The organism is Streptomyces sp. HSW2009, from assembly GCF_040240285.1.
In the GTDB taxonomy this organism is placed as follows: Bacteria; Actinomycetota; Actinomycetes; order Streptomycetales; family Streptomycetaceae; genus Streptomyces.
Window position 1 is genome coordinate 1 of sequence record NZ_JBEHZD010000073.1, and the last position, 20,901, is coordinate 20,901.

Genomic DNA, 20,901 nt, shown 5'->3' on the forward strand with positions numbered 1-20,901 from the left:
ACCGCTCTGCGCGCCCGGGGGCGGGGGGGGCCGCCGGGGCCCCCCCCCCGCGCGGGCGGCCCCGGGTGGGGGGGGGCACCCGGGCCGCCCGCAGCGCCCCGGGGCGCCCCCCGCCCCCCCGGGGGGTCCGTCTCCCCGGGGTCGGCCTCCGTGGGATCGGCCGCGGGCGGCTCCGCCTCCCGGCTCGCCGGCTCGCCGCTCGCCGCCTCCCCGTGCCCCGCCCGCTCGTCCGCCGCCCGGGCCGGGGATGCCTCCCGTACCGAGGACGCCTCCCGTACCGAAGTCGCCTCCCGTGCCGCGGGCGCGCCCAGCTTCTCCCGTACCGAGGCGACGACGCCCGGCAGCAGCTCCAGGAACCGCTCCACGTCCGACTCGGCCGTGCCCACCGGGAGGGAGACGCGGATGTTGCCCTCCGAGAGCACGCCCATCGCACGCAGCACGTGACTGGGGGTCAGCGTGCTTGACGTGCACGAGGAACCGGACGAGACGGCGAACTCCGCCCGGTCCAGCGCGTGCAACAGGCTCTCGCCGTCCACGTACAGGCACGAGAAGGTGACCAGGTGCGGCAGTCGGCGCAGCGGGTCGCCGACCACCTCCACGTCCGGCACCAGTTCGGGCACCCGGGCCCGAATCCGGTTCACCAGGCCCCGCAGCCGCAGCGCCTCGGACGCGGCCTCCGCCCGTACCGCCCGCAGCGCGGCCGCAGCCGCCACCACGGCCGGGATGTTCTCGAACCCCGTGGAGCGGCCCGACTCCCGCTCGTCCACCGGGCCCTGCGGCGCGAACCGCACCCCCTTGCGGACCACGAGCAGCCCGACCCCCGCCGGCCCGCCCCACTTGTGCGCGCTCGCCGTGAGCAGCGACCAGCCGCCGGCCACCGGGCCCCACGCCAGCGACTGGGCCGCGTCCACCAACAGCGGCACCCCGGCCGCCCGGCAGACCTCGGCGACCTCGCCGACCGGCTGCTCCGTGCCCACCTCGTGGTTGGCCGACTGGAGGCAGGCGAGCGCGACCGGCTCGGCCGCTCCGCGCAGCGCGCCGGCGTACGCGTCGGGATCGACCCGCCCCGTACGGTCCACGGCCACCTCGGTCACCGTGCCGCCGGTGGTGGTGTGCGCGGTGGCCGCGTGCAGTACGGAGGAGTGTTCGACGGCCGAGACGACCAGGCCCCGCCCGACGCGCCGGCGGCCGGCCAGCGCGCCCGCGATGCCCTGGTGCACCGCGCGCGTCCCCGACGGCGTGAAGACCAACTCGTCGGGCCGGCAGCCGACCGCCTCCGCGGCGGTCTGCCGCGCCGCGTCCAACAGCAGCCGCGCCCGCCGCCCCTCGCGGTGCAGCCTGGCCGGGTCGCTCCACCCCTCTTCCAGGGCGGCGAGCAGGGCCTGTCGGGCCACGGGGTGCGGGGGAGCGGCAGAGGCCGCGTCGAAGTAGGGCACGCGAAGACGCTAGACGACCGGCCGCCCGGACGCCGTAGCGCCGCTCACGCGCGCCGGGCGCCCCGGGGACGAGCAGCCCCCGTCGCCCACTCGATACGCCCCCACCCATCCCGGGCGTGTCGCCCGGACCCGCCCCAGCCGCTGCGTCCGACCGGCGGACACCCATGCGACAGGGCATGACACCCCCGACAGGGCACGACACCCACGGCAGGCGGGACAGGCGCGATCGACAGGCGAGAGACAGGCGCGACACGCCCACCCCCACACATACCGCCACCCCACACCCGCCACCCCACACCCAGCACCCCGCGACACGCCCACCATCGCCGCGCCCGACGCCCGCAGCCGCCCCCGGGCCCGCCGCCGGGCAGCCGGCCCCGAGGTCAGTCCCGACCTCCGCCCCGACACCGGCCGCGGGCCGCGCCGTACGGGCCCCCAACCCCCGCCAGACCCCCGCCGAGCCCCTGTCGGAACGGGGCCGGACCCGCGCCCGACCCGCGCACCCGCCCTCCGTGGCGGCCTGGTCACACGGGTGGGAGCGGGCCCGATCCGGGGATGGGCGCGGGCCCGGCGCGGGGGCTTCCAGCACACCGTCAGATGCCGCCCGGAGCCGGCCGTTCCACCCCTTCGGGCCCCAGACCGGCGCGTTGGGCACCCTCCCCGCGCGACCTCAAATAGCGTCCAGTAGGGTTTGGTCCGCATAAACATCCAAACCCCTGCCCGCAGCGGGCCGGCGCCCGACCAGCGAGACGGCCGCAGCCGGCCGCACGGGCGAGACTCTCGGGAAGGCGCTACGTGAGTCCCAACGGCTCCGACCGCTCGTCGCGGCGCCCGATGCGGCGGAAGCTGCCGCAGGCGCTGGCCGCGGGCCTGGTCCTCGCGACCGCTACCGGTTGCACATCCAAGGACTTCCCCCGCCTCGGAATGCCCACCCCCGTCACGGAGGAGGCGCCGCGGATTCTCTCCCTGTGGCAGGGCTCCTGGGCGGCAGCACTCGCCACAGGCGTGCTGGTCTGGGGCCTGATCCTGTGGAGCGTCATTTTCCACCGGCGCAGCAGGACCAAGGTCGAGGTACCTCCGCAGACGCGATACAACATGCCCATCGAGGCGCTGTACACCGTCGTGCCGCTGGTCATCGTCTCGGTGTTGTTCTACTTCACCGCGCGCGATGAGAGCGAGCTGCTCAAGACCTCCAAGAAGCCTGACCACGTCATCAACGTCGTGGGCTACCAGTGGAGCTGGGGCTTCAACTACATGGAGAACGTGGACGGTGACCTGTCCACACCGTCGAAGACCCCCAAGGAGGTCGCCGGCATCCCCGACCGGATGCTGAAGGCCGTGCCCAAGGGCGCCGAGGGCGTGTACGACCAGGGCATCCCGGGCGACCGTAACCCGGACAAGGGCTGGCCGGGCCCGACGCTGTGGCTGCCGAAGGGCGAGACCGTCCAGTTCGTGCTCACCTCGCGCGATGTCATCCACTCGTTCTGGGTCATCCCGTTCCTGATGAAGCAGGACGTCATCCCGGGCCACACGAACCGATTCGAGGTGACTCCGAACAAGGAGGGCGTCTTCATGGGCAAGTGTGCCGAGCTCTGCGGCAAGGACCACTCCCGGATGCTCTTCAACGTCAAGGTGGTCTCCCCGGAGGAGTACCGGAAGCACCTGAAGGACCTGGCGAAGAAGGGTCAGACCGGATACCTCCCGGCAACCATTAAGCAGACGGACGCCGCCAAGAACGCGGAGACCAAGAACCAGTGAGCATCCTCAACGAACCTCAGGGTGCCGCCGCCGACACGGCCAAGGCAGCACCACCCGAGTACCGGAAAGCCCCCGGCAGTGCCGTGGTGAAGTGGCTGACCACCACCGATCACAAGACGATCGGCACGATGTACCTGGTCACCTCGTTCGTGTTCTTCATCATCGGCGGTCTGATGGCGCTCCTCATGCGCGCCGAGCTGGCCCGTCCGGGTACGCAGATCATGTCGAACGAGCAGTTCAACCAGGCGTTCACGATGCACGGCACGATCATGCTGCTGATGTTCGCGACGCCGCTGTTCGCCGGATTCGCCAACTGGATCATGCCGCTGCAAATCGGCGCGCCCGACGTGGCGTTCCCGCGGCTGAACATGTTCGCCTACTGGCTCTACCTGTTCGGCTCGCTCATCGCGGTCGCCGGGTTCCTCACCCCCAACGGTGCGGCCGACTTCGGCTGGTTCGCCTACTCCCCGCTGTCGGACGCGGTCCGCTCGCCGGGCGTCGGCGCCGACATGTGGATCATGGGCCTGGCCTTCTCCGGCTTCGGCACCATCCTCGGCTCGGTCAACTTCATCACCACGATCATCTGCATGCGCGCTCCCGGCATGACGATGTTCCGCATGCCGATCTTCACCTGGAACGTGCTGCTCACCGGTGTGCTGGTGCTGCTCGCCTTCCCGGTGCTCGCCGCCGCCCTCTTCGCGCTGGAAGCGGACCGTAAATTCGGGGCGCATATCTTCGACGCGGCCAATGGCGGCGCATTGCTCTGGCAACACCTCTTCTGGTTCTTCGGCCATCCAGAGGTGTACATCATCGCCTTGCCGTTCTTCGGCATCATTTCCGAGGTCATTCCGGTCTTCAGCCGTAAGCCGATGTTCGGCTACATCGGTCTGGTGGCCGCGACGATCGCCATTGCCGGTCTTTCGGTGACGGTCTGGGCGCACCACATGTACGTCACAGGTGGCGTGCTCCTACCGTTCTTCTCCTTCATGACCTTCCTTATCGCGGTGCCAACCGGTGTGAAGTTCTTCAACTGGATCGGCACCATGTGGAAGGGAAGTCTGAGTTTCGAGACTCCCATGCTGTGGGCCGTCGGCTTCCTGATCACCTTCACCTTCGGTGGTCTGACCGGTGTCATCCTGGCCTCGCCGCCGATGGACTTCCACGTCTCCGACTCGTACTTCGTCGTCGCGCACTTCCACTACGTCATCTTCGGCACCGTGGTGTTCGCGATGTTCTCCGGATTCCACTTCTGGTGGCCGAAGTTCACCGGCAAGATGCTCGACGAGCGGCTCGGCAAGATCACCTTCTGGACGCTGTTCATCGGCTTCCACGGCACGTTCCTGGTGCAGCACTGGCTGGGCGCCGAGGGCATGCCCCGCCGGTACGCCGACTACCTCCACGCAGACGGCTTCACCACGCTGAACACCATCTCCACGATCAGCTCGTTCCTGCTCGGCCTGTCGATGCTGCCGTTCTTCTACAACGTGTGGAAGACCGCCAAGTACGGCAAGAAGGTCGAGGTCGACGACCCGTGGGGCTACGGCCGTTCGCTGGAGTGGGCGACGTCCTGTCCGCCGCCGCGGCACAACTTCCTCACGCTGCCGCGCATCCGCTCCGAATCCCCCGCGTTCGACCTGCACCACCCTGAGATCGCGGCGCTCGACCAGTTGGAGAACGTCGGGCACACCGAAGAGAAGGCCCTCGCGGGTGGCAAGGAGGCCGGCAAGTGAAGATCCAAGGCCGGATGTTCATCTGGCTCGCCGTCTTCATCCTCGCCATGGCGATCGTCTATGGCGTGTGGTCGAAGGAGCCGGTCGGCACGACCGCCCTGTCCCTGTCGTTCGGTCTGAGCATCATGATCGGCTACTACCTGGCGTTCACTGCGCGCCGGGTGGACACCGGGGCGCAGGACAACAAGGACGCCGACGTCGCTGACGACGCCGGTGAGCTGGGCTTCTTCAGCCCGCATAGCTGGCAGCCGCTGTTCCTCGCGGTGGGTGGCGCGTTCGCCTTCCTCGGCGTCATCTTCGGCTGGTGGCTGATGTACTTCTCGGCCCCGATCATCCTGATCAGCATCTTCGGCTGGGTCTTCGAGTACTACCGCGGCGAGAACCGCACCCAGTAGGGAGCACCCCGCCGCACGAGGCCCGGACACCCCATCGGGGGAGTCCGGGCCTCTCGCGTACCCCGGTCCGTACCGCGCCGGGCAACGCCCCTCGTTTGCGCCGCTGCGCGCGCCGAATCCGGCCCGCGTTCTTAGCGTGTGGTCATGAACCACACCTCTCGCAATCGAATACCCATCCGCTGCGCCCTCCTGGTGACGCCGCTGGCGATAGGCGCCGTGGCCTGCGGCGGTTCAGGCACCGATCCGCTGGCGGACAAGCCCTACGACGCGGCGGAACAGATCGCCTTCAGCGGCGGTCCGAAGGGCCGCGCGGCCGACCCCGACGAGCCGCTGGAAGTCACCGCCAAGGGTGGCGACAGCCGCATCACCGACGTGACGGCCACCGACGCCACCGGCCGGTACCTGCGCGGGGAACTCACCCCCGACGGCAAGCGGTGGCGCTCCACGGCGCCGCTGGCCGCCGGCGCCCACTACACCCTCCGGGTGAGCACCGAGAACGCCGACGGCCGGCCGGGCCGCAAGACCATCGGGTTCAACACCGCCCCCGCCGACCGACTGCTCCGGGTGCGCTTCGGCCCCGACAGCGGCACCTACGGCGTCGGCCAGCCCATCACCGCCGAGCTGAGCGTCCCGGTCAAGGGCCGCGCCGCGCGGGCCACCGTCGAACGCGCCCTCCGCGTCCACTCCCAGCCCGTCGTCGAGGGCGCCTGGCACTGGGTCAACGACCGCACCCTGCACTACCGCCCGCGCGCCTACTGGCCCGCCAGGGCCACCGTCACCGCCCGCAGCAACCTGGAGGGCATCAAGGTCGCCGACGGGCTCCACGGGGGCCCCGCACGGCCCCTGACGCTGCACACCGGGGCCCGGATCGAGGCCGTCACGGACGCCTCGGCCCACCAGATGGTCGTCAAGCGCGACGGCAAGACGATCCGCACCATCCCGGTCACCACCGGCAAACCCGGCTTCGCCACCCGCAACGGGGTCAAGGTGGTGCTCGCCAAGGAGTCCTTCGTCCGGATGCGCGGCACCAGCATCGGCATCGCCGAAGGCAGCGCCGACTCCTACGACCTGCCGGTGCACTGGGCCACCCGGGTCACCTGGAGCGGCGAGTACGTGCACGCCGCGCCCTGGTCCTCCGGCTCGCACGGGGCGGCCAACGTCAGCCACGGCTGTACGGGCATGAGCTCCGCCAACGCGCAGTGGTTCTTCGACCTGGTCCGCCCGGGCGACCTCGTCGCCGTGGTCGGCAGCGGCGGGTCCACCATGACGCCGTTCGACAACGGCTTCGGCGACTGGAACCTGTCCTGGGACGCCTGGCGCAAGGGCAGCGCCCTCAGCGCGGGCGTGCGCGAGGGCAGCGGCCCGGCCGACGCGGCCCGGCTGCGCCCGGCCGTCTGACCCGTGCGCCCGGCCGCCCCGATCGGCCCAACCAGGACCCACCCGGCGTAACGGCCGTGCCCCGGCCCGCCGGTCACGGCCCGGACCCGGTCCACCAGCCACGCCAGCGGAGGGGAGGAGGAGACGCGCCGAGGGGCCCACCGCAGTTCAGCGATGGGCCCCTCGGTCCTGTGGCGCCCGCGGACCGCGCGGGCCCGCGCCCGGCCTGCTCAGGCCCGTACGGCCGACTTCTCGTGGCGCAGCAGACCGGCCAGGGCGTCGGCCAGCGCCACCGGGTCGACCGGCAGCGTCACGGCGGCCTCGGCGCGGCTCCAGGTGGCCAGCCAGGCGTCCTGCGGGCGGCCCATGAGCAGCAGCACCGGCGGGCACGCGTAGATCTCGTCCTTGATCTGCCGGCAGACGCCCATGCCGCCGGCGGGCGCCGTCTCGCCGTCCAGCACGCACACGTCGATCCCGCCGACCTCCAGGGCTTCGAGCACCGCGGGCAGCGTGGCGCACTCCAGATACTCGACCTCGGGGACGTCCGCCGCCGGCCGCCGGCCGGCCGCCAGCCTGACCTGCTCGCGGGTGCCCGCGTCATCGCTGTAGACCAGCACCGTGGCAGTGGGCCGCATTCTTACCTCCAGGCAGGTGGACGGCACGTTACGGAGTGGGTCCGTGGGGCGGATGCTACTGCGCCCGGGGCCGCCGGGAGGAGGGGGCGTACGGACCCGGGATCGGCCCGACGCACCGTCAGAAGGCTTGGCGGGCGGAACGCGTAGCGGAGCGAGGGCTACCGTTTCGCTCCTTCGGGGGACCTTCGCAATAGGCCGTACGAGCCGCTTGAACAGCCTTGACACTCCGAACGGGACCCCCCGAGGTGAGGGCGGGATAAGCGACCGACATAATGTCGGTCGTGGCGACAGCAACAGCAACAGATACCGGGCACGCGCACCCGTCGGTCAACCGGCCGAACCTCACCAGCGTCGGAACCATCATCTGGCTGAGTTCCGAGCTGATGTTCTTCGCGGCCCTCTTCGCGATGTACTTCACCCTCCGATCGGTGACCGGGGCCGAGCACTGGAAGGAAATGGCCGATGCGCTGAACTTCCCGTTCTCTGCCACGAACACCACGATCCTGGTGCTCTCCTCCCTCACCTGCCAGCTCGGCGTCTTCGCCGCCGAGCGCGGCGACGTGAAGAAGCTGCGCATGTGGTTCGTGATCACCTTCGTGATGGGTGCGATCTTCATCGGCGGTCAGGTCTTCGAGTACACCGAGCTGGTCAAGCACGAGGGCCTGTCGCTCTCGTCGGACCCGTACGGCTCGGTCTTCTACCTGACCACCGGCTTCCACGGGCTGCACGTGACGGGCGGACTCATCGCGTTCTTGCTGGTCCTGGGCAGGACGTACGCGGCTAAGAGGTTCACGCACGAGCAGGCGACGGCGGCCATCGTCGTGTCGTACTACTGGCACTTCGTCGACGTCGTCTGGATCGGCCTCTTCGCCACGATCTACATGATCAAGTAACCGGTCCCGCACCGGACCCGCGTTTCACCAGAGACGCAGCCAGAAGCATCGACGCAGAAGATCCTGACACCGGGGTAATCCGTGAAAAAGCTCTCCGCACGACGGCGCCATCCGCTGGCGGCGCTCGTCGTCCTACTCTTCGCGCTGGCGGCCACAGGGGGGCTTTACGCCGCGTTCGCGCCGGCGGACAAGGCCAAGGCCGACGAGGCCCAGACCTCCCTCGCCATCGACGAGGGCAAGAAGCTCTACGCCGTGGGCTGCGCAAGCTGCCACGGCACTGGGGGCCAAGGCACATCTGACGGTCCGACCCTGGTAGGCGTCGGCGCCGCCGCCGTGGACTTCCAGGTGAGCACCGGCCGCATGCCGGCCCAGCAAAACGGTGCCCAGGTGCCGAAGAAGCCGAAGGTGTACACCGCGGCCGAGACCGAGCAGCTCGCGGCGTACGTCGCCTCGCTCGGTGCCGGCCCGGAAACGCCGTCCAAGAGCCAGTACAGCCTCGACGGTACGGAGGACTCTGCCAATGGTGGGCAGCTCTTCCGTTCGAACTGTGCCCAGTGCCACAATTTCTCCGGCAAGGGCGGGGCACTGAGCAACGGCAAGTACGCGCCCCCTCTTGACGGTGTGAGCCCGAAGCACATCTACGAGGCCATGCAGACCGGCCCGCAGAACATGCCGTCTTTCCCCGACTCGGTCATGCCCGAGAAGGAAAAGAGGGACATCATCGCCTACCTCGACAAGGTCAACAGCGACGACACCGAGAGCCCTGGTGGTTTCCAACTGGGTGGACTCGGCCCGGTGGCTGAGGGCTTGTTCGCCTGGGTGTTCGGCCTGGGCGCCCTGGTCGCCATCACCATTTGGGTCGCAGCCCGGACCACGAAGGCCAAGAAGTCATGAGCAGCCAAGACAACTCAGAAGAGAACCTGCCACAGCAGCAGGAAGACACCGAGGGCGGTGCGCTGGCGACCCGGGACGACCCGTTCGCCAACCCGGGGCTGCCCCCGCACGAGCACCGTGTGCAGGACATCGACGAGCAGGCCGCCAAGCGTTCCGAGCGCGTGGTCGCCGGCCTGTTCACGCTCTCGATGCTGTCCACCATCGGCTTCATCGCCTCGTACGTCTCGTTCCCGGTCGACAAGATCGTCTATGTCTTCCCGATCGGGCACGTCAGCGCGCTCAACCTGTCGCTGGGCCTGACCCTGGGACTGGCGCTGTTCTGCATCGGCGCCGGTGCCATTCACTGGGCCCGCACGCTGATGACCGATGTCGAGGTGCCCGAGGAACGGCACGACATCGAGGCCAGCCCCGAGGTGCGCGAGGAGGTGCTCGCCGGCTTCCGGGACGGTGCCCGCGAGTCCGACCTCGGCCGTCGCAAGCTGGTCCGCAACACCCTGATCGGCGCGCTGGCCATGGTGCCGCTCACCGGTCTGGTGCTGCTGCGCGACCTCGGCCCGCTGCCGGGCACCAAGCTCCGGCACACCAAGTGGGCCAAGGGCAAGATGCTCATCAACGAGAACACCCATGAGCCGCTGCGCCCCGAGGACATCGCCGTTGGATCGCTGGTCTTCGCCATGCCCGAGGGCATGAGCGAGGAGGACCACGACTTCAACAACGAGATCGCCAAGGCAGCGCTCATGATCATCCGGCTCCAGCCGGAGGACATCAAGAACAAGCGCGAACTTGACTGGTCGCACGAGGGCATCGTCGCGTTCTCCAAGGTCTGCACCCACGTGGGTTGCCCGATCAGCCTCTACGAGCAGCAGACGCACCACGTGCTGTGCCCGTGCCACCAGTCGACCTTCGACCTGACCGACGGCGGTCGCGTGATCTTCGGCCCGGCCGGCCACGCACTGCCGCAGCTTCGGATCACGGTCAATGACAAGGGCTACCTTGAGGCTCTGGGCGACTTCGCGGAGCCCGTCGGTCCTGCCTACTGGGAGCGCGGATGAGTACTGCAACTGACACTCGGCGCAAGCAGGCCCCAGCAGGCGAGCGCGTCGCCGACTGGGCCGACAGCCGACTCGGTATTTACGGCCTGGCCAAGGCCAACATGCGGAAGATCTTCCCGGACCACTGGTCCTTCATGTTGGGTGAGGTCTGCCTCTACAGCTTCATCATCATCATCCTCACGGGTGTCTACCTGACGATGTTCTTCAACCCCAGCATGGGCGAGGTCGTCTACGACGGCCCCTACGTCCCCATGCAGGGGATTCGGATGTCGGAGGCGTACGAGTCGACGCTGAAGATCAGCTTCGAGGTCCGCGGTGGTCTGCTGATCCGGCAGATCCACCACTGGGCCGCGCTGATCTTCGTCGGCAGCATGTTCGTGCACATGATGCGGGTCTTCTTCACCGGCGCGTACCGCAAGCCGCGTGAGATGAACTGGGTCTTCGGCTTCCTGCTGCTGGTGCTCGGCCTCTTCACCGGCCTCACCGGCTACTCGCTCCCCGACGACCTGCTCTCGGGCACCGGCGTCCGGTTCACCCAGGGTGCGATCCTGTCGGTGCCGCTGGTCGGTACGTACCTGTCGATGTTCCTGTTCGGCGGCGAGTTCCCCGGACACGACTTCGTCGGCCGGTTCTACTCGATCCACATCCTGCTGCTGCCCGGCATCATGCTGGGCCTGGTCGTGGCGCACCTCATCATGGTGTTCCTGCACAAGCACACCCACTGGGCGGGCCCCGGCAAGACCAACACCAACGTGGTGGGCACGCCGTTCCTGCCGGTGTACATGGGCAAGGCCGGAGGCTTCTTCTTCCTGGTCTTCGGTGTCATCGCGGCCATCGCCGCGGTCGCCACCATCAACCCGGTGTGGGCCATCGGCCCGTACCGACCAGATCAGGTGTCCACCGGTGCCCAGCCCGACTGGTACCTCGGCTTCGCCGAGGGTCTGATCCGAGTGATGCCTGGCTGGGAGATCAACGCCTGGGGGCACACCCTCGTCCTGGGTGTCTTCATCCCGCTGGTGATCTTCCCGCTGGTGCTGCTGGCCATCGCGGTGTACCCGTTCGTCGAGTCCTGGGCCACCGGCGACCAGCGCAACCACCACCTGCTGGACCGGCCGCGCAACACGCCGACCCGTACCGGCTTCGGCGTCGCCTGGATCACCACGTACCTGACGATGCTCGTCGCGGGTGGAAACGACCTGTGGGCCACCCACTTCCACCTGTCGATCAACGCCATCACCTGGTTCTCGCGGATCGCGTTCTTCGTGCTGCCGGTGGTGACGTTCATCGTCACCAAGCGGATCTGCCTGGGTCTCCAGCGGCGCGACAAGGAGAAGGTGCTGCACGGCCGCGAGTCGGGCATCATCAAGCGGCTGCCGCACGGCGAGTTCATCGAGGTGCACGAGCCGCTGTCGCAGGACCAACTGCACACGCTCACCGCGCACGACCAGTACAAGCCGCTGGAGCTCGAACCCGAGGTGGACGAGAACGGCGTGGCGCGCAAGCCCAGCCGGTCCGAGAAGCTGCGGGTCAAGCTCTCCAAGGGCCTGTACGGCGAGGACAGCCAGATCGCCAAGCCGACCGCCGAGGAGTACAAGGAGATCACGAGCGGCCACGGTCACCACTGATCCCTTCCTGATCACCTGCTGATCGCCACAGCGAGAACCCCGTCCGATGGTTGGACGGGGTTCTTCGCCGTTCCGGGCCCTGGATAGGGTGGCTCGCAAAGCCGACCCACCCACCAGGAGCGTGGACCATGAACGTTGCGACCCCGACAGGCGGCGACAGCGGGACGGCCCACACCTGGCCGGGCGTCCTGCGCACCCTGCTCGCCGGTCAGGACCTGGCCGCCGACGCCTCCGCCTGGGCCAGGGACCGGATCATGCGGGGCGCGGCGAGCGACGCCCAGATCGCCGGGTTCGCGGTCGCGCTGCGGGCCAAGGGCGAGACGGTCGACGAGGTCGCCGGCATGGTCCGCGCGATGTACGCGCACGCCAAGCTCATCGAGGTGCCGGGGCCCACCGTGGACATCGTCGGCACCGGGGGCGACGGGGCCAAGACGGTCAACATCTCCACCATGTCCTCGATCGTCGTCGCCGGCACCGGCGCCCGGGTCGTCAAGCACGGCAACCGGGCCGCCTCCTCGGCCAGCGGCGCGTCCGACGTGCTGGAGAAACTGGGTGTCAGCCTGGACCTGACGCCGGCACGGGTGGCCGAGGTCGCCGAGCAGGCGGGCATCACGTTCTGTTTCGCCGTCAAGTTCCACCCCTCGCTGCGGCACGTGGCGACCGCCCGCGGTGAGTTGGGCATCCCCACCACGTTCAACTTCCTCGGCCCGCTGACCAACCCGGCCAAGGTCACCGCCCAGGCCACCGGCGTGGCCGACCCGCGGATGGCGCCGATCCTGGCCGGGGTGCTGGCCGCCCGCGGCACCAGCGCCCTGGTCTTCCGCGGCGACGACGGCCTGGACGAGCTGACCACCACCGCCACCTCACGGATCTGGGAGGTACGGGACGGGGCCGTGCGGGAGCAGCGCTTCGACCCCAGGGACGTCGGCATCGAACTGGTCCCGGTGGAGGCCCTGCGCGGCGCCGACGCCTCGTACAACGCGGACGTGGCCCGGCGGCTGCTGGCCGGCGAGCGCGGTCCGGTGCGGGACGCCGTGCTGCTGAACTCGGCTGCGGCACTGGTCGCCCTGGACGGCGTGGCCGGCGCCGACACCGGAGCCGCCGCGGAGTCGGCGGCCCGCTTCGAGGCGGGCGACCGGGATGCGGAACGGGGAGCAGGAGACGTAGTCGAGACCGACCTGGTGGAAGAAGTGCACCGAGTCGGGGTCGCCGCCGTGTTCGCCACAGACGCCGAGCTTGAGGTCGGGGCGGGTGGCCCGACCGGCCTCGGCGGCCGAGCGCACCAGCGAGCCCACGCCGTCCCGGTCGATCGTCTCGAACGGGCTGACGCCGAAGATGCCCTTCTCCAGGTAGGCGGTGAAGAAGCTGGCCTCCACGTCGTCCCGGGAGAAGCCCCACACGGTCTGCGTGAGGTCGTTGGTGCCGAAGGAGAAGAAGTCGGCCGACTCGGCGATCTGGCCGGCGGTCAGCGCGGCCCGGGGCAGTTCGATCATGGTGCCGAGGGTCAGCTTGAGGTCCACGCCGTGCGCCTGCTCGACCTCGGCGATGACCTGCGCGGCCTCCTCGCGCACGATCTCCAGCTCCTGCACGGTGCCGACCAGCGGGATCATGATCTCCGCGCGCGGGTCGCCCTTGGCGTCCTTGCGCGCGGCAGCCGCCTCGGCGATGGCCCGTACCTGCATGGCGAACAGCCCGGGGATGACGAGGCCGAGGCGCACTCCGCGCAGGCCCAGCATCGGGTTCTGCTCGTGCAGCTTGTGCACCGCCTGGAGCAGGCGCAGGTCGTTCTCGTTGGCGTCCTGACGGGCCTCGGCGAGCGCCACCCGCACCGAGAGCTCGGTGATGTCGGGCAGGAACTCGTGCAGCGGCGGGTCGAGCAGCCGCACGGTCACCGGCAGCCCGTCCATCGCCTCGAACAGCTCGATGAAGTCGGTCTGCTGGAGCGGCAGCAGGTCGCCGAGCGCGGCCTCGCGGTCGGCCTCGGTGTCGGCCAGGATCAGCCGCTCGACCATCTCGCGGCGCTCGCCGAGGAACATGTGCTCGGTGCGGCACAGGCCGATGCCCTGGGCACCGAACCGGCGGGCGCGTGCGGCGTCCTCCGCGTTGTCGGCGTTGGCCCGCACCCGCAGCCGCCGGACCCGGTCGGCGTAGGCCATGATCCGGTGCACGGCCCCGACCAGCTCGTCGGCGTCGTCGGCACCGGCGTGCATGCGGCCCTCGAAGTACTCGACGACGGGCGAGGGCACGACGGGCACCTCACCGAGGTAGACCTTGCCGGAGGAGCCGTCGATGGAGACGACGTCGCCCTCCTGCACGACGGTGCCGTCCGACGTGGTCAGACAGCGCCGCTTGGTGTCCACCTCAAGCTCTTCGGCGCCGCACACACAGGTCTTGCCCATACCCCGGGCGACGACGGCGGCGTGCGAGGTCTTGCCGCCGCGGGAGGTGAGGATGCCCTCGGCGGCGATCATGCCGTTGAGGTCGTCGGGGTTGGTCTCGCGACGGATCAGGATGACCTTCTCGCCCGAGCGCGACCACTTGACCGCGGTGTACGAGTCGAAGACGGCCTTGCCGACGGCCGCGCGGGGCGAGGCGGCGATGCCCCGGCCGATCTTCTCCGCGGCGGCGCTCTCGTCGAAGCGGGGGAACATGAGCTGCGCGAGCTGGGCGCCGTTGACCCGCTGGAGCGCCTCGGCCTCGTCGATCAGGCCCTGGTCGACCAGTTGGGTGGCGATGCGGAAGGCGGCGCCCGCGGTGCGCTTGCCGACCCGGGTCTGGAGCATCCACAGCTTGCCGCGCTCGATGGTGAACTCGATGTCGCACAGGTCCTTGTAGTGCGTCTCCAGCGTCTCCATGATCTGCATCAGCTCGTCGTAGGACGACTTGTCGATGTCTTCGAGGTCGGCGAGCGGCACGGTGTTGCGGATGCCGGCCACCACGTCCTCGCCCTGGGCGTTTTGGAGGTAGTCGCCGTAGACGCCCTGCTGGCCGCTGGCGGGGTCGCGGGTGAAGGCGACGCCGGTACCCGAGTCGGGGCCGAGGTTGCCGAAGACCATGGAGCAGACGTTGACGGCGGTGCCGAGGTCGCCGGGGATGCGCTCCTGGCGGCGGTAGAGCTTGGCCCGGTCGGTGTTCCACGAGTCGAAGACGGCCCGTACGGCCAGGTCCATCTGCTCGCGCGGGTCCTGCGGGAAGTCGCGGCCGGTCTCCTTGGCGACGATGCCCTTGAACTCGTCCACCAGCTTCTTCAGGTCGCCCGCGTCGAGGTCCACGTCGACGGTGACGCCCTTGGCGTGCTTGGCGCCCTCCAGCGCCTCCTCGAAGAGCTCGCCGTCCACGCCGAGGACGGTCTTGCCGAACATCTGGATGAGGCGGCGGTAGGAGTCCCACGCGAACCGCTCGTCACCGGCCTGGCCGGCGAGGCCGGTCACCGATGCGTCGGAGAGCCCGATGTTGAGGACGGTGTCCATCATGCCGGGCATGGAGAACTTGGCGCCGGAGCGCACCGAGACCAGCAGCGGGTCGTCCGCCTGGCCGAGCTTCTTGCCCATGGTGGTTTCGAGGGCGGAGAGGTGCGCACTCACCTCGTCCCGCAGTGCCGACGGCTCCTCACCACTGTCGAGGTAGACCTTGCACGCCTCGGTGGTGATGGTGAACCCGGGAGGGACGGGCAGACCGAGGTTGGTCATCTCGGCCAGGTTCGCGCCCTTGCCGCCCAGCAGATCCTTCAGGTCCTTGTTGCCCTCGGTGAAGTCGTAGACGAACTTCTGGGACTCAGGCTGTACGTGGGGATCGTTGTTTTCCGACACGGTTCTCGACACCTCGCTGAGGTACCCCCGGACGTGGGTCCGGGAGACGGCTGCCCTGACGGCGGGGAGCGTACCCAGATCGAAGGTTCATGGGTATGTCCACTCTCCGGTCATTCGGCCGTAACTGGGTGGCCGCCACGAGATCGAAAGTGATCCACACCACGAGACCTGTGATCCATCGATATGTTGACGCTCCGGAACATGCCTTCAGGCCCCGAAGGCACGGTGTCCGTATGGCCCGATTTTCGGCACGTACGGCGACGCTCCGCAAGCGGAGCGCAGTCACCCGTACGACTGTCGAACCCATCAGGGGTGGCACTGAGTGCCACGCATTGGAGAGGTGTGAGCGCTCAGAAGCACAACTGGATCAACAAATGAGCATGCTCATTTGAGCAAACCATCGATCACACGTGGCGAGAATCACGCCCCCCGCGGACCGGAAATCACCCGCCGGACGTATCCAGCTCGGCTTCGGCGCCCACGAAGGCGGCGTCGTAGGGATCATTGAGCCAGCCGTCGGGCAGAACCACGCGGTTTCGGCCAGATGTCCGACCGCGCGGGCCGTCAGCACCCGCAGGCCAGGGCTGATCGAGGTCCAGATCGCTCATCAGAGCGGCCAGTTCGTCCAGCGATGAGGCGACCGCGAGCCGCTTCCGCATCTCCGAACCCACCGCAAAGCCCTTGGTGTACCAGGCGACGTGCTTACGGAAGTCGATGACGCCCCGCGCCTCGTCCTCAAGCCACTCCCCGAGCAGCTCGGCATGGCGCAGCATCACCCGTGTGACCTGGCGCAATGTGGGTGCGGCGAACCCGGTGGGGCCGCTCGGAAGCGCCTCCCAGGCGCGGCCCGCACCGGCCCCGGAACCCTGCCGCACCCCGCTGTCGCCGCCCTGGGTGGCACCGGGTGTCGCCTGCTGGCCGAAGGCGGCCACCAGATCGCCGAACAGCCAGGGCCGGCCGAGGCAGCCGCGCCCCACCACGACCCCGTCACAGCCGGTCTTGCGCACCATCCGCAGGGCGTCGTCCGCCGACCAGATGTCCCCGTTGCCGAGCACCGGGATCTCCGGTACGGCCTCCTTCAGCCGGGCGATCGCCGACCAGTCGGCCTCGCCCCCGTAGTGCTGGGCGGCGGTCCGACCGTGCAGCGCGATGGCCCGTACGCCCTCTTCGACCGCGATCCGCCCGGCGTCCAGGTAGGTGAGGTGGTCGTCGTCGATGCCCTTGCGCATCTTCATGGTCACCGGCAGCTCACCGGCGCCGGCGACCGCCTCGCGCAGGATCGCGCGCAGCAGGTGCCGCTTGTACGGCAGCGCGGAGCCGCCGCCCTTGCGCGTCACCTTCGGCACCGGGCAGCCGAAGTTGAGGTCGATGTGGTCGGCCAGGTCCTCTTCCACGATCATGCGGACGGCCTTGCCGACGGTGACCGGGTCCACGCCGTACAACTGGAGGGAGCGGGGCTTCTCCGTACCGTCGAAGTGGATCAGCCGCATCGTCTTGGCGTCCCGCTCCACCAGCGCCCTGGTGGTGATCATCTCGCTGACGAACAGGCCCTGCCCACCGGAGAACTCCCGGCACAGAGTGCGGAAGGGCGCATTGGTGATGCCCGCCATGGGGGCGAGGATCACCGGGGGCACCACCGCGTGCGTACCGATGTACAGCGGCTGGGTCTCGACGGTCATCTGGGACGCGTCCCTTCCGGGTGTCAGGGGTGGGGGCAGACCTCCCATTGTCCCCCATCCGCGTGACGCGCTGCGGCGAGCGCGCCCGCCTTGGCCGACGCCCCCACCCGGCGCGGCCCCGCCGTGCCGCTTCCACTCTGCGCGCCTCCGCTCCGTCCGTCCGTCCCCGCCCCGCCCCGCCTGCTGCCGCTCTGCGCGCCTGCGTCCTGTGTACCTGCGCCCCGCCATGCCGCCTCCGCCCTGCGATCCCTGCTGCGCTCTGTGCGCCTGCGTCCCGCCCCGGTTCCTCACCGCCTGCTTACGCGACCCCGTGCCTCGTGGTGCCCCCGTGCCCGTGCCGTGCCTCCGCCCCGTCCGCCTTCGCGCGGCACGCCTCTGCTCCGCACGCTTCTGCTCCGCCTGCCTCCGCCCTGGCCGTCTCCGTGTCGCGCGTCGCCGCTGCTGTGGGGCGGCGTCTCCACGGCGGCGCTACCCGGGCGGCACCCTCTACGACGGCAGCGCTCCCCGCGTACGCGTACGGCGCGATCTACTCCGGTGCGTGTTACGCGTCCTGGTCGGCCTCGGTACGGGTGCGGGCGCGGGTACGCGTGCTGGTCGGCGCGGCCACGGAGCGGTGGGGGGAGGCGGGGTGAGGCCCGGGGCATGGCCGGGTCGGGTCAGGTCAGGTCGGATCTCGGAGGTCGGCTTGGGCCGCGAGCCGGTGAGGTACGGCCGCGGGGTCGGTGGGACGGGGTCACAGAGCGGTGGGGTGAATCGCGGGGCCGCGGAACGGTGCGGCAGGCGGGTGAGCCGGCGGACGGGGCCGCGGGGCCGGCGCAAGGGTGTTGCGGGGTACGGGGTACGGGCGGCGCTCACACCCCGGCCGGCTCGGCGGGGGCGCCCGCGGTGATCATTTCCTGGAGTTGTTCGAGGCGGTGCCTGGACTCCTCGTCCGAGGGCACGTAGACGATCATGCGCGGCCCGGGGCGGGGGCCGAGCCACGACACCTGGTAGTCGAGGTGCAGCAGGCCGACGTGGGTGTTGAGGAAGCGCTTGGTGCGCTCGGGGGCCACCCGCATCACCTCGTGCCGATCCCAGATCTCGCGGAACTCCGGCGACGCCTGCTGGAGCCGACCCAACATGTGCTTCCACGCCGGCTCCGTGATGTGCTCGGCCATCGCGGAACGGAACTTGGCCGCCATCGCCCGAATCACCTTGTCCCGGTCGACCAGCCCCTTCTTCCACTCCGGATGGGTGAAGGCCAGCCACATGCAGTTGCGTTCGTGCAGCTCCAGGGCGTCCATGTCGCACAGCAGGTTGCCGTAGGTGCTGTTGTACGCCAGCAGGTCGTACCGGCTGTTCTGGACGCAGGCCGGGAACGGCTCCAACTGCCGCATCATCACCCGGATCGGCTCGGTGACGGTCGAGCAGCGCGCGCCGGGCGCCGGATCGACCACCCCGGCGAGCGTGAACAGATGGGTGCGCTCGTTGCGGTCCAGGAGCAGCGCCCGTGCGATGGCGTCGAGCACCTGCGCCGACACGTGAATGTCCCGCGCCTGCTCCAGCCACGTGTACCAGGTGACGCCGACCGCCGAGAGCTGCGCGACCTCCTCACGGCGCAGCCCGGGCGTACGCCGCCGGACGCCGCGCGGCAGCCCCACCTGCTCGGGCGCTATGCGTTCGCGCCGGCTACGCAGGAATGCGGCCAGCTCATTGCGTCGCACAGCGCTCTCGGGCCCATAGGTGGTCATCGTCATGCTCCTAGAGTGCGCGATGCGCCATCCCGTTTCCAGGTACTGCTGATACCAGGATAAGAAGACTCTGGTACCCCTCTGCGCCACACAGGATCGTCAACCTTGTGAACCAGACCCGAGTGCGATCCACCACCCCACGACCCTCCTCCCCCGCAGCCCCCCGGCCCGCCGCCGCGTCCGAGCCCGCGACCACCGGCGCCCCACCCGGCGCCGCCGCCTCCGCGCTCAGCGGACTCGGGCTGTTCACCGTCCTGCTCGGCGCGGCCCTGCCGCTGATCGACTTCTTCATCGTCAACGTCGCCCTGTCAGCGATGGACCGCGACCTCCACGCCGGCCCCGCCGTCCTGGAACTGGTCGTCGCCGGGTACGGGGTGGCCTACGCCGTCCTCCTGGTGCTCGGCGGCCGGCTCGGCGACATGCTCGGCCGTCGCAAGCTCTTCCTCATCGGCATGGTCGCCTTCGGACTGACGTCGCTGGCCTGCGGCCTCGCCCCGACCGCCTGGACCCTGGTGGCCGCCCGCGTCGCCCAGGGCGCCGCCGCCGCGTTCATGCTGCCGCAGGTCCTCGCCACCATCCACGCCACCACCACCGGCCCCCGGCGCGCCCGCGCCATCGGCCTGTACGGGGCGACGGCGGGCCTGTCCATGGTCGCCGGACAGATCCTGGGCGGCGTCCTGGTCGCCGCCGACCTCTGGGGCACCGGCTGGCGCTCCGTCTTCCTGGTCAACGTGCCGGTCGCCCTGATCGGCCTCCTGCTGGCGCTGCGCACCGTCCCCGAGACCCGTTCCGACCGCCCCACCGACGTGGACATACCCGGCACCCTGCTGTTGGCCGTCTCACTGATCACGCTGCTCCTCCCGCTGACCGAGGGTCGGGCCGCGGGCTGGCCGCTGTGGACCTGGCTGCTGCTGGGCGCGTTCCCGATCGCGACCATCGCCTTCTACCTCGTGGAACACCGCGCGGAACGGGCCGGCCGCGTGCCACTGGTGCCGCCGAGCCTGTTCGCCCTCATCGGCCTCCGCCGTGGCCTGCTCCTGGTGCTGCCGTTCTCCGTCGGCTTCGGCGGCTTCATGTTCGTCATAGCCGTCGCCCTCCAGCAGGGCATGGACTACGGGCCTGTCGCCGCCGGCCTGGCCCTCGTCCCCATGGCCGTGGCGGTCTTCCTGGTCTCCCTGGCCGGCCCGCGGCTCGTGGCCAAGTTCGGCAGCCGGGTCGTCGCGGTGGGCGCCCTGATCCAGGGCCTCGGCATGACGATCGTCCTGCTGACCGTGGTCCACGGCTGGCCCGACCTCGGCGTCCCGGCCCTGGCCCCCGGCGTGGCGCTCGCCGGCATAGGCCAGGCCCTGCAACTGCCGGTCCTCTACCGGATCGTCCTCGCCGACGTCCCCGCCGACCGAGCCGGCGTCGGCAGCGGCGTCATGGTCACCACCCAACAGTCGGCCCTGGCCCTGGGCGTCGCCACCCTCGGCACGCTCTTCCTCTCCCGCACCACAGCAGTGGGCATGCGCGAAGCGCTGATCACCACCCTGGCGGCCCAACTCGCCATCATCGCCCTCACCGGTCTCCTGAGCCTGCGACTGCCTCGCACGGTCCGGTGAGTGGGTGCGCGTGGGTGCGTGGGCGTAGAGGGGCGGCCGTGTGGGGTGGCTGGAGTGGGGAGGGTGAGTGGCGCGTAGGTGGGGTGTGCGTGGGGTGGCTGGGTGGAGGGGCGGGGACGGGGCGGCTGGGTGGGGAGGGTGCGTGGCGTGGTTTGTGAGTGAGTGGCGCGCGCGTGGGGTGATGTGTGCGCTGGGTGGCTGGGGCGAGGGGGTGAGGAGGGGGTGGGGGGGAGGGAGGGGACGGGGGCGGGGAGGTGCGGGTGGCGTGGACGGAGCCGAGCAGGGCC

13 protein-coding genes and 2 pseudogenes are annotated in these 20,901 nt (G+C 70.0%); 10 read left to right on the forward strand and 5 right to left on the reverse strand.

Annotated elements, in window-relative coordinates:
- Positions 1 to 1,436: cysteine desulfurase family protein (locus AAHZ94_RS08690; RefSeq protein WP_349991926.1), on the reverse strand; the 1,436-nt coding region annotated here is incomplete at its 3' end.
- Between the two features lie 795 nt (positions 1,437 to 2,231).
- Between AAHZ94_RS08690 and ctaC the strand changes: the two genes are divergently transcribed.
- The 4 genes from ctaC to AAHZ94_RS08710 all read left to right on the forward strand — a co-directional run bounded on the left by ctaC (position 2,232) and on the right by AAHZ94_RS08710 (position 6,717).
- Positions 2,232 to 3,194: an aa3-type cytochrome oxidase subunit II gene (gene ctaC, locus AAHZ94_RS08695; RefSeq protein ID WP_349991927.1), complete on the forward strand. Its 963-nt coding sequence runs from the start codon at positions 2,232 to 2,234 to the stop codon at positions 3,192 to 3,194.
- On the forward strand, positions 3,191 to 4,924 hold the full coding sequence (gene ctaD / locus AAHZ94_RS08700; RefSeq protein WP_349991928.1) for an aa3-type cytochrome oxidase subunit I: 1,734 nt from the start codon (positions 3,191 to 3,193) through the stop codon (positions 4,922 to 4,924). The genes ctaC and ctaD overlap by 4 nt, the downstream gene beginning before the upstream one ends.
- A complete protein-coding gene (locus tag AAHZ94_RS08705; protein ID WP_349991929.1) occupies positions 4,921 to 5,319 on the forward strand; it encodes a cytochrome c oxidase subunit 4 in 399 nt (132 codons plus the stop codon). The genes ctaD and AAHZ94_RS08705 overlap by 4 nt, the downstream gene beginning before the upstream one ends.
- 144 nt (positions 5,320 to 5,463) lie before the next feature.
- A complete protein-coding gene (locus tag AAHZ94_RS08710) occupies positions 5,464 to 6,717 on the forward strand; it encodes a L,D-transpeptidase (RefSeq protein WP_349991930.1) in 1,254 nt (417 codons plus the stop codon).
- Between the two features lie 209 nt (positions 6,718 to 6,926).
- Here the strand turns inward: AAHZ94_RS08710 and AAHZ94_RS08715 are convergent, their stop codons facing one another.
- On the reverse strand, positions 6,927 to 7,331 hold the full coding sequence (locus tag AAHZ94_RS08715; protein ID WP_349991931.1) for a hypothetical protein: 405 nt from the start codon (positions 7,329 to 7,331) through the stop codon (positions 6,927 to 6,929).
- Between the two features lie 272 nt (positions 7,332 to 7,603).
- Here AAHZ94_RS08715 and ctaE point away from each other — a divergent pair, with 272 nt between their 5' ends.
- From ctaE to trpD, 5 genes and pseudogenes are all read left to right on the forward strand, one after another.
- Complete coding sequence (gene ctaE, locus AAHZ94_RS08720) at positions 7,604 to 8,224, forward strand: aa3-type cytochrome oxidase subunit III (protein ID WP_349991933.1); 621 nt, start codon at positions 7,604 to 7,606, stop codon at positions 8,222 to 8,224.
- An 81-nt stretch (positions 8,225 to 8,305) separates the two neighbouring features.
- Positions 8,306 to 9,118: a cytochrome bc1 complex diheme cytochrome c subunit gene (gene qcrC / locus AAHZ94_RS08725; RefSeq protein ID WP_349991934.1), complete on the forward strand. Its 813-nt coding sequence runs from the start codon at positions 8,306 to 8,308 to the stop codon at positions 9,116 to 9,118.
- Positions 9,115 to 10,170 (forward strand): cytochrome bc1 complex Rieske iron-sulfur subunit, encoded by a 1,056-nt coding sequence (qcrA, locus tag AAHZ94_RS08730; RefSeq protein WP_349991936.1) that lies wholly within the window; start codon positions 9,115 to 9,117, stop codon positions 10,168 to 10,170. The genes qcrC and qcrA overlap by 4 nt, the downstream gene beginning before the upstream one ends.
- On the forward strand, positions 10,167 to 11,795 hold the full coding sequence (gene qcrB, locus AAHZ94_RS08735) for a cytochrome bc1 complex cytochrome b subunit (RefSeq protein WP_349991937.1): 1,629 nt from the start codon (positions 10,167 to 10,169) through the stop codon (positions 11,793 to 11,795). Before qcrA ends, qcrB begins: the two co-directional genes overlap by 4 nt.
- 128 nt (positions 11,796 to 11,923) lie before the next feature.
- Positions 11,924 to 12,838, forward strand: a pseudogene (gene trpD / locus AAHZ94_RS08740) (anthranilate phosphoribosyltransferase); the annotation flags it as partial.
- A 48-nt stretch (positions 12,839 to 12,886) separates the two neighbouring features.
- On the opposite strand, the pseudogene ppdK reads toward trpD, so the two are convergent.
- From ppdK to AAHZ94_RS08755, 3 genes and pseudogenes are all read right to left on the reverse strand, one after another.
- A pseudogene (ppdK, locus tag AAHZ94_RS08745) lies at positions 12,887 to 15,604 on the reverse strand (pyruvate, phosphate dikinase); the annotation flags it as partial.
- 443 nt (positions 15,605 to 16,047) lie between these two features.
- Positions 16,048 to 17,283: a tRNA dihydrouridine synthase DusB gene (gene dusB / locus AAHZ94_RS08750; RefSeq protein WP_349991938.1), complete on the reverse strand. Its 1,236-nt coding sequence runs from the start codon at positions 17,281 to 17,283 to the stop codon at positions 16,048 to 16,050.
- An 851-nt stretch (positions 17,284 to 18,134) separates the two neighbouring features.
- Positions 18,135 to 19,013, reverse strand: a complete 879-nt coding sequence (locus tag AAHZ94_RS08755) for a helix-turn-helix transcriptional regulator (protein ID WP_349991940.1) — start codon at positions 19,011 to 19,013, stop codon at positions 18,135 to 18,137.
- A gap of 122 nt (positions 19,014 to 19,135) precedes the next feature.
- Here AAHZ94_RS08755 and AAHZ94_RS08760 point away from each other — a divergent pair, with 122 nt between their 5' ends.
- Positions 19,136 to 20,614, forward strand: coding sequence for an MFS transporter (locus AAHZ94_RS08760; RefSeq protein WP_502964611.1), 1,479 nt, complete (start codon positions 19,136 to 19,138; stop codon positions 20,612 to 20,614).
- The last annotated feature ends 287 nt before the right edge of the window (positions 20,615 to 20,901 follow it).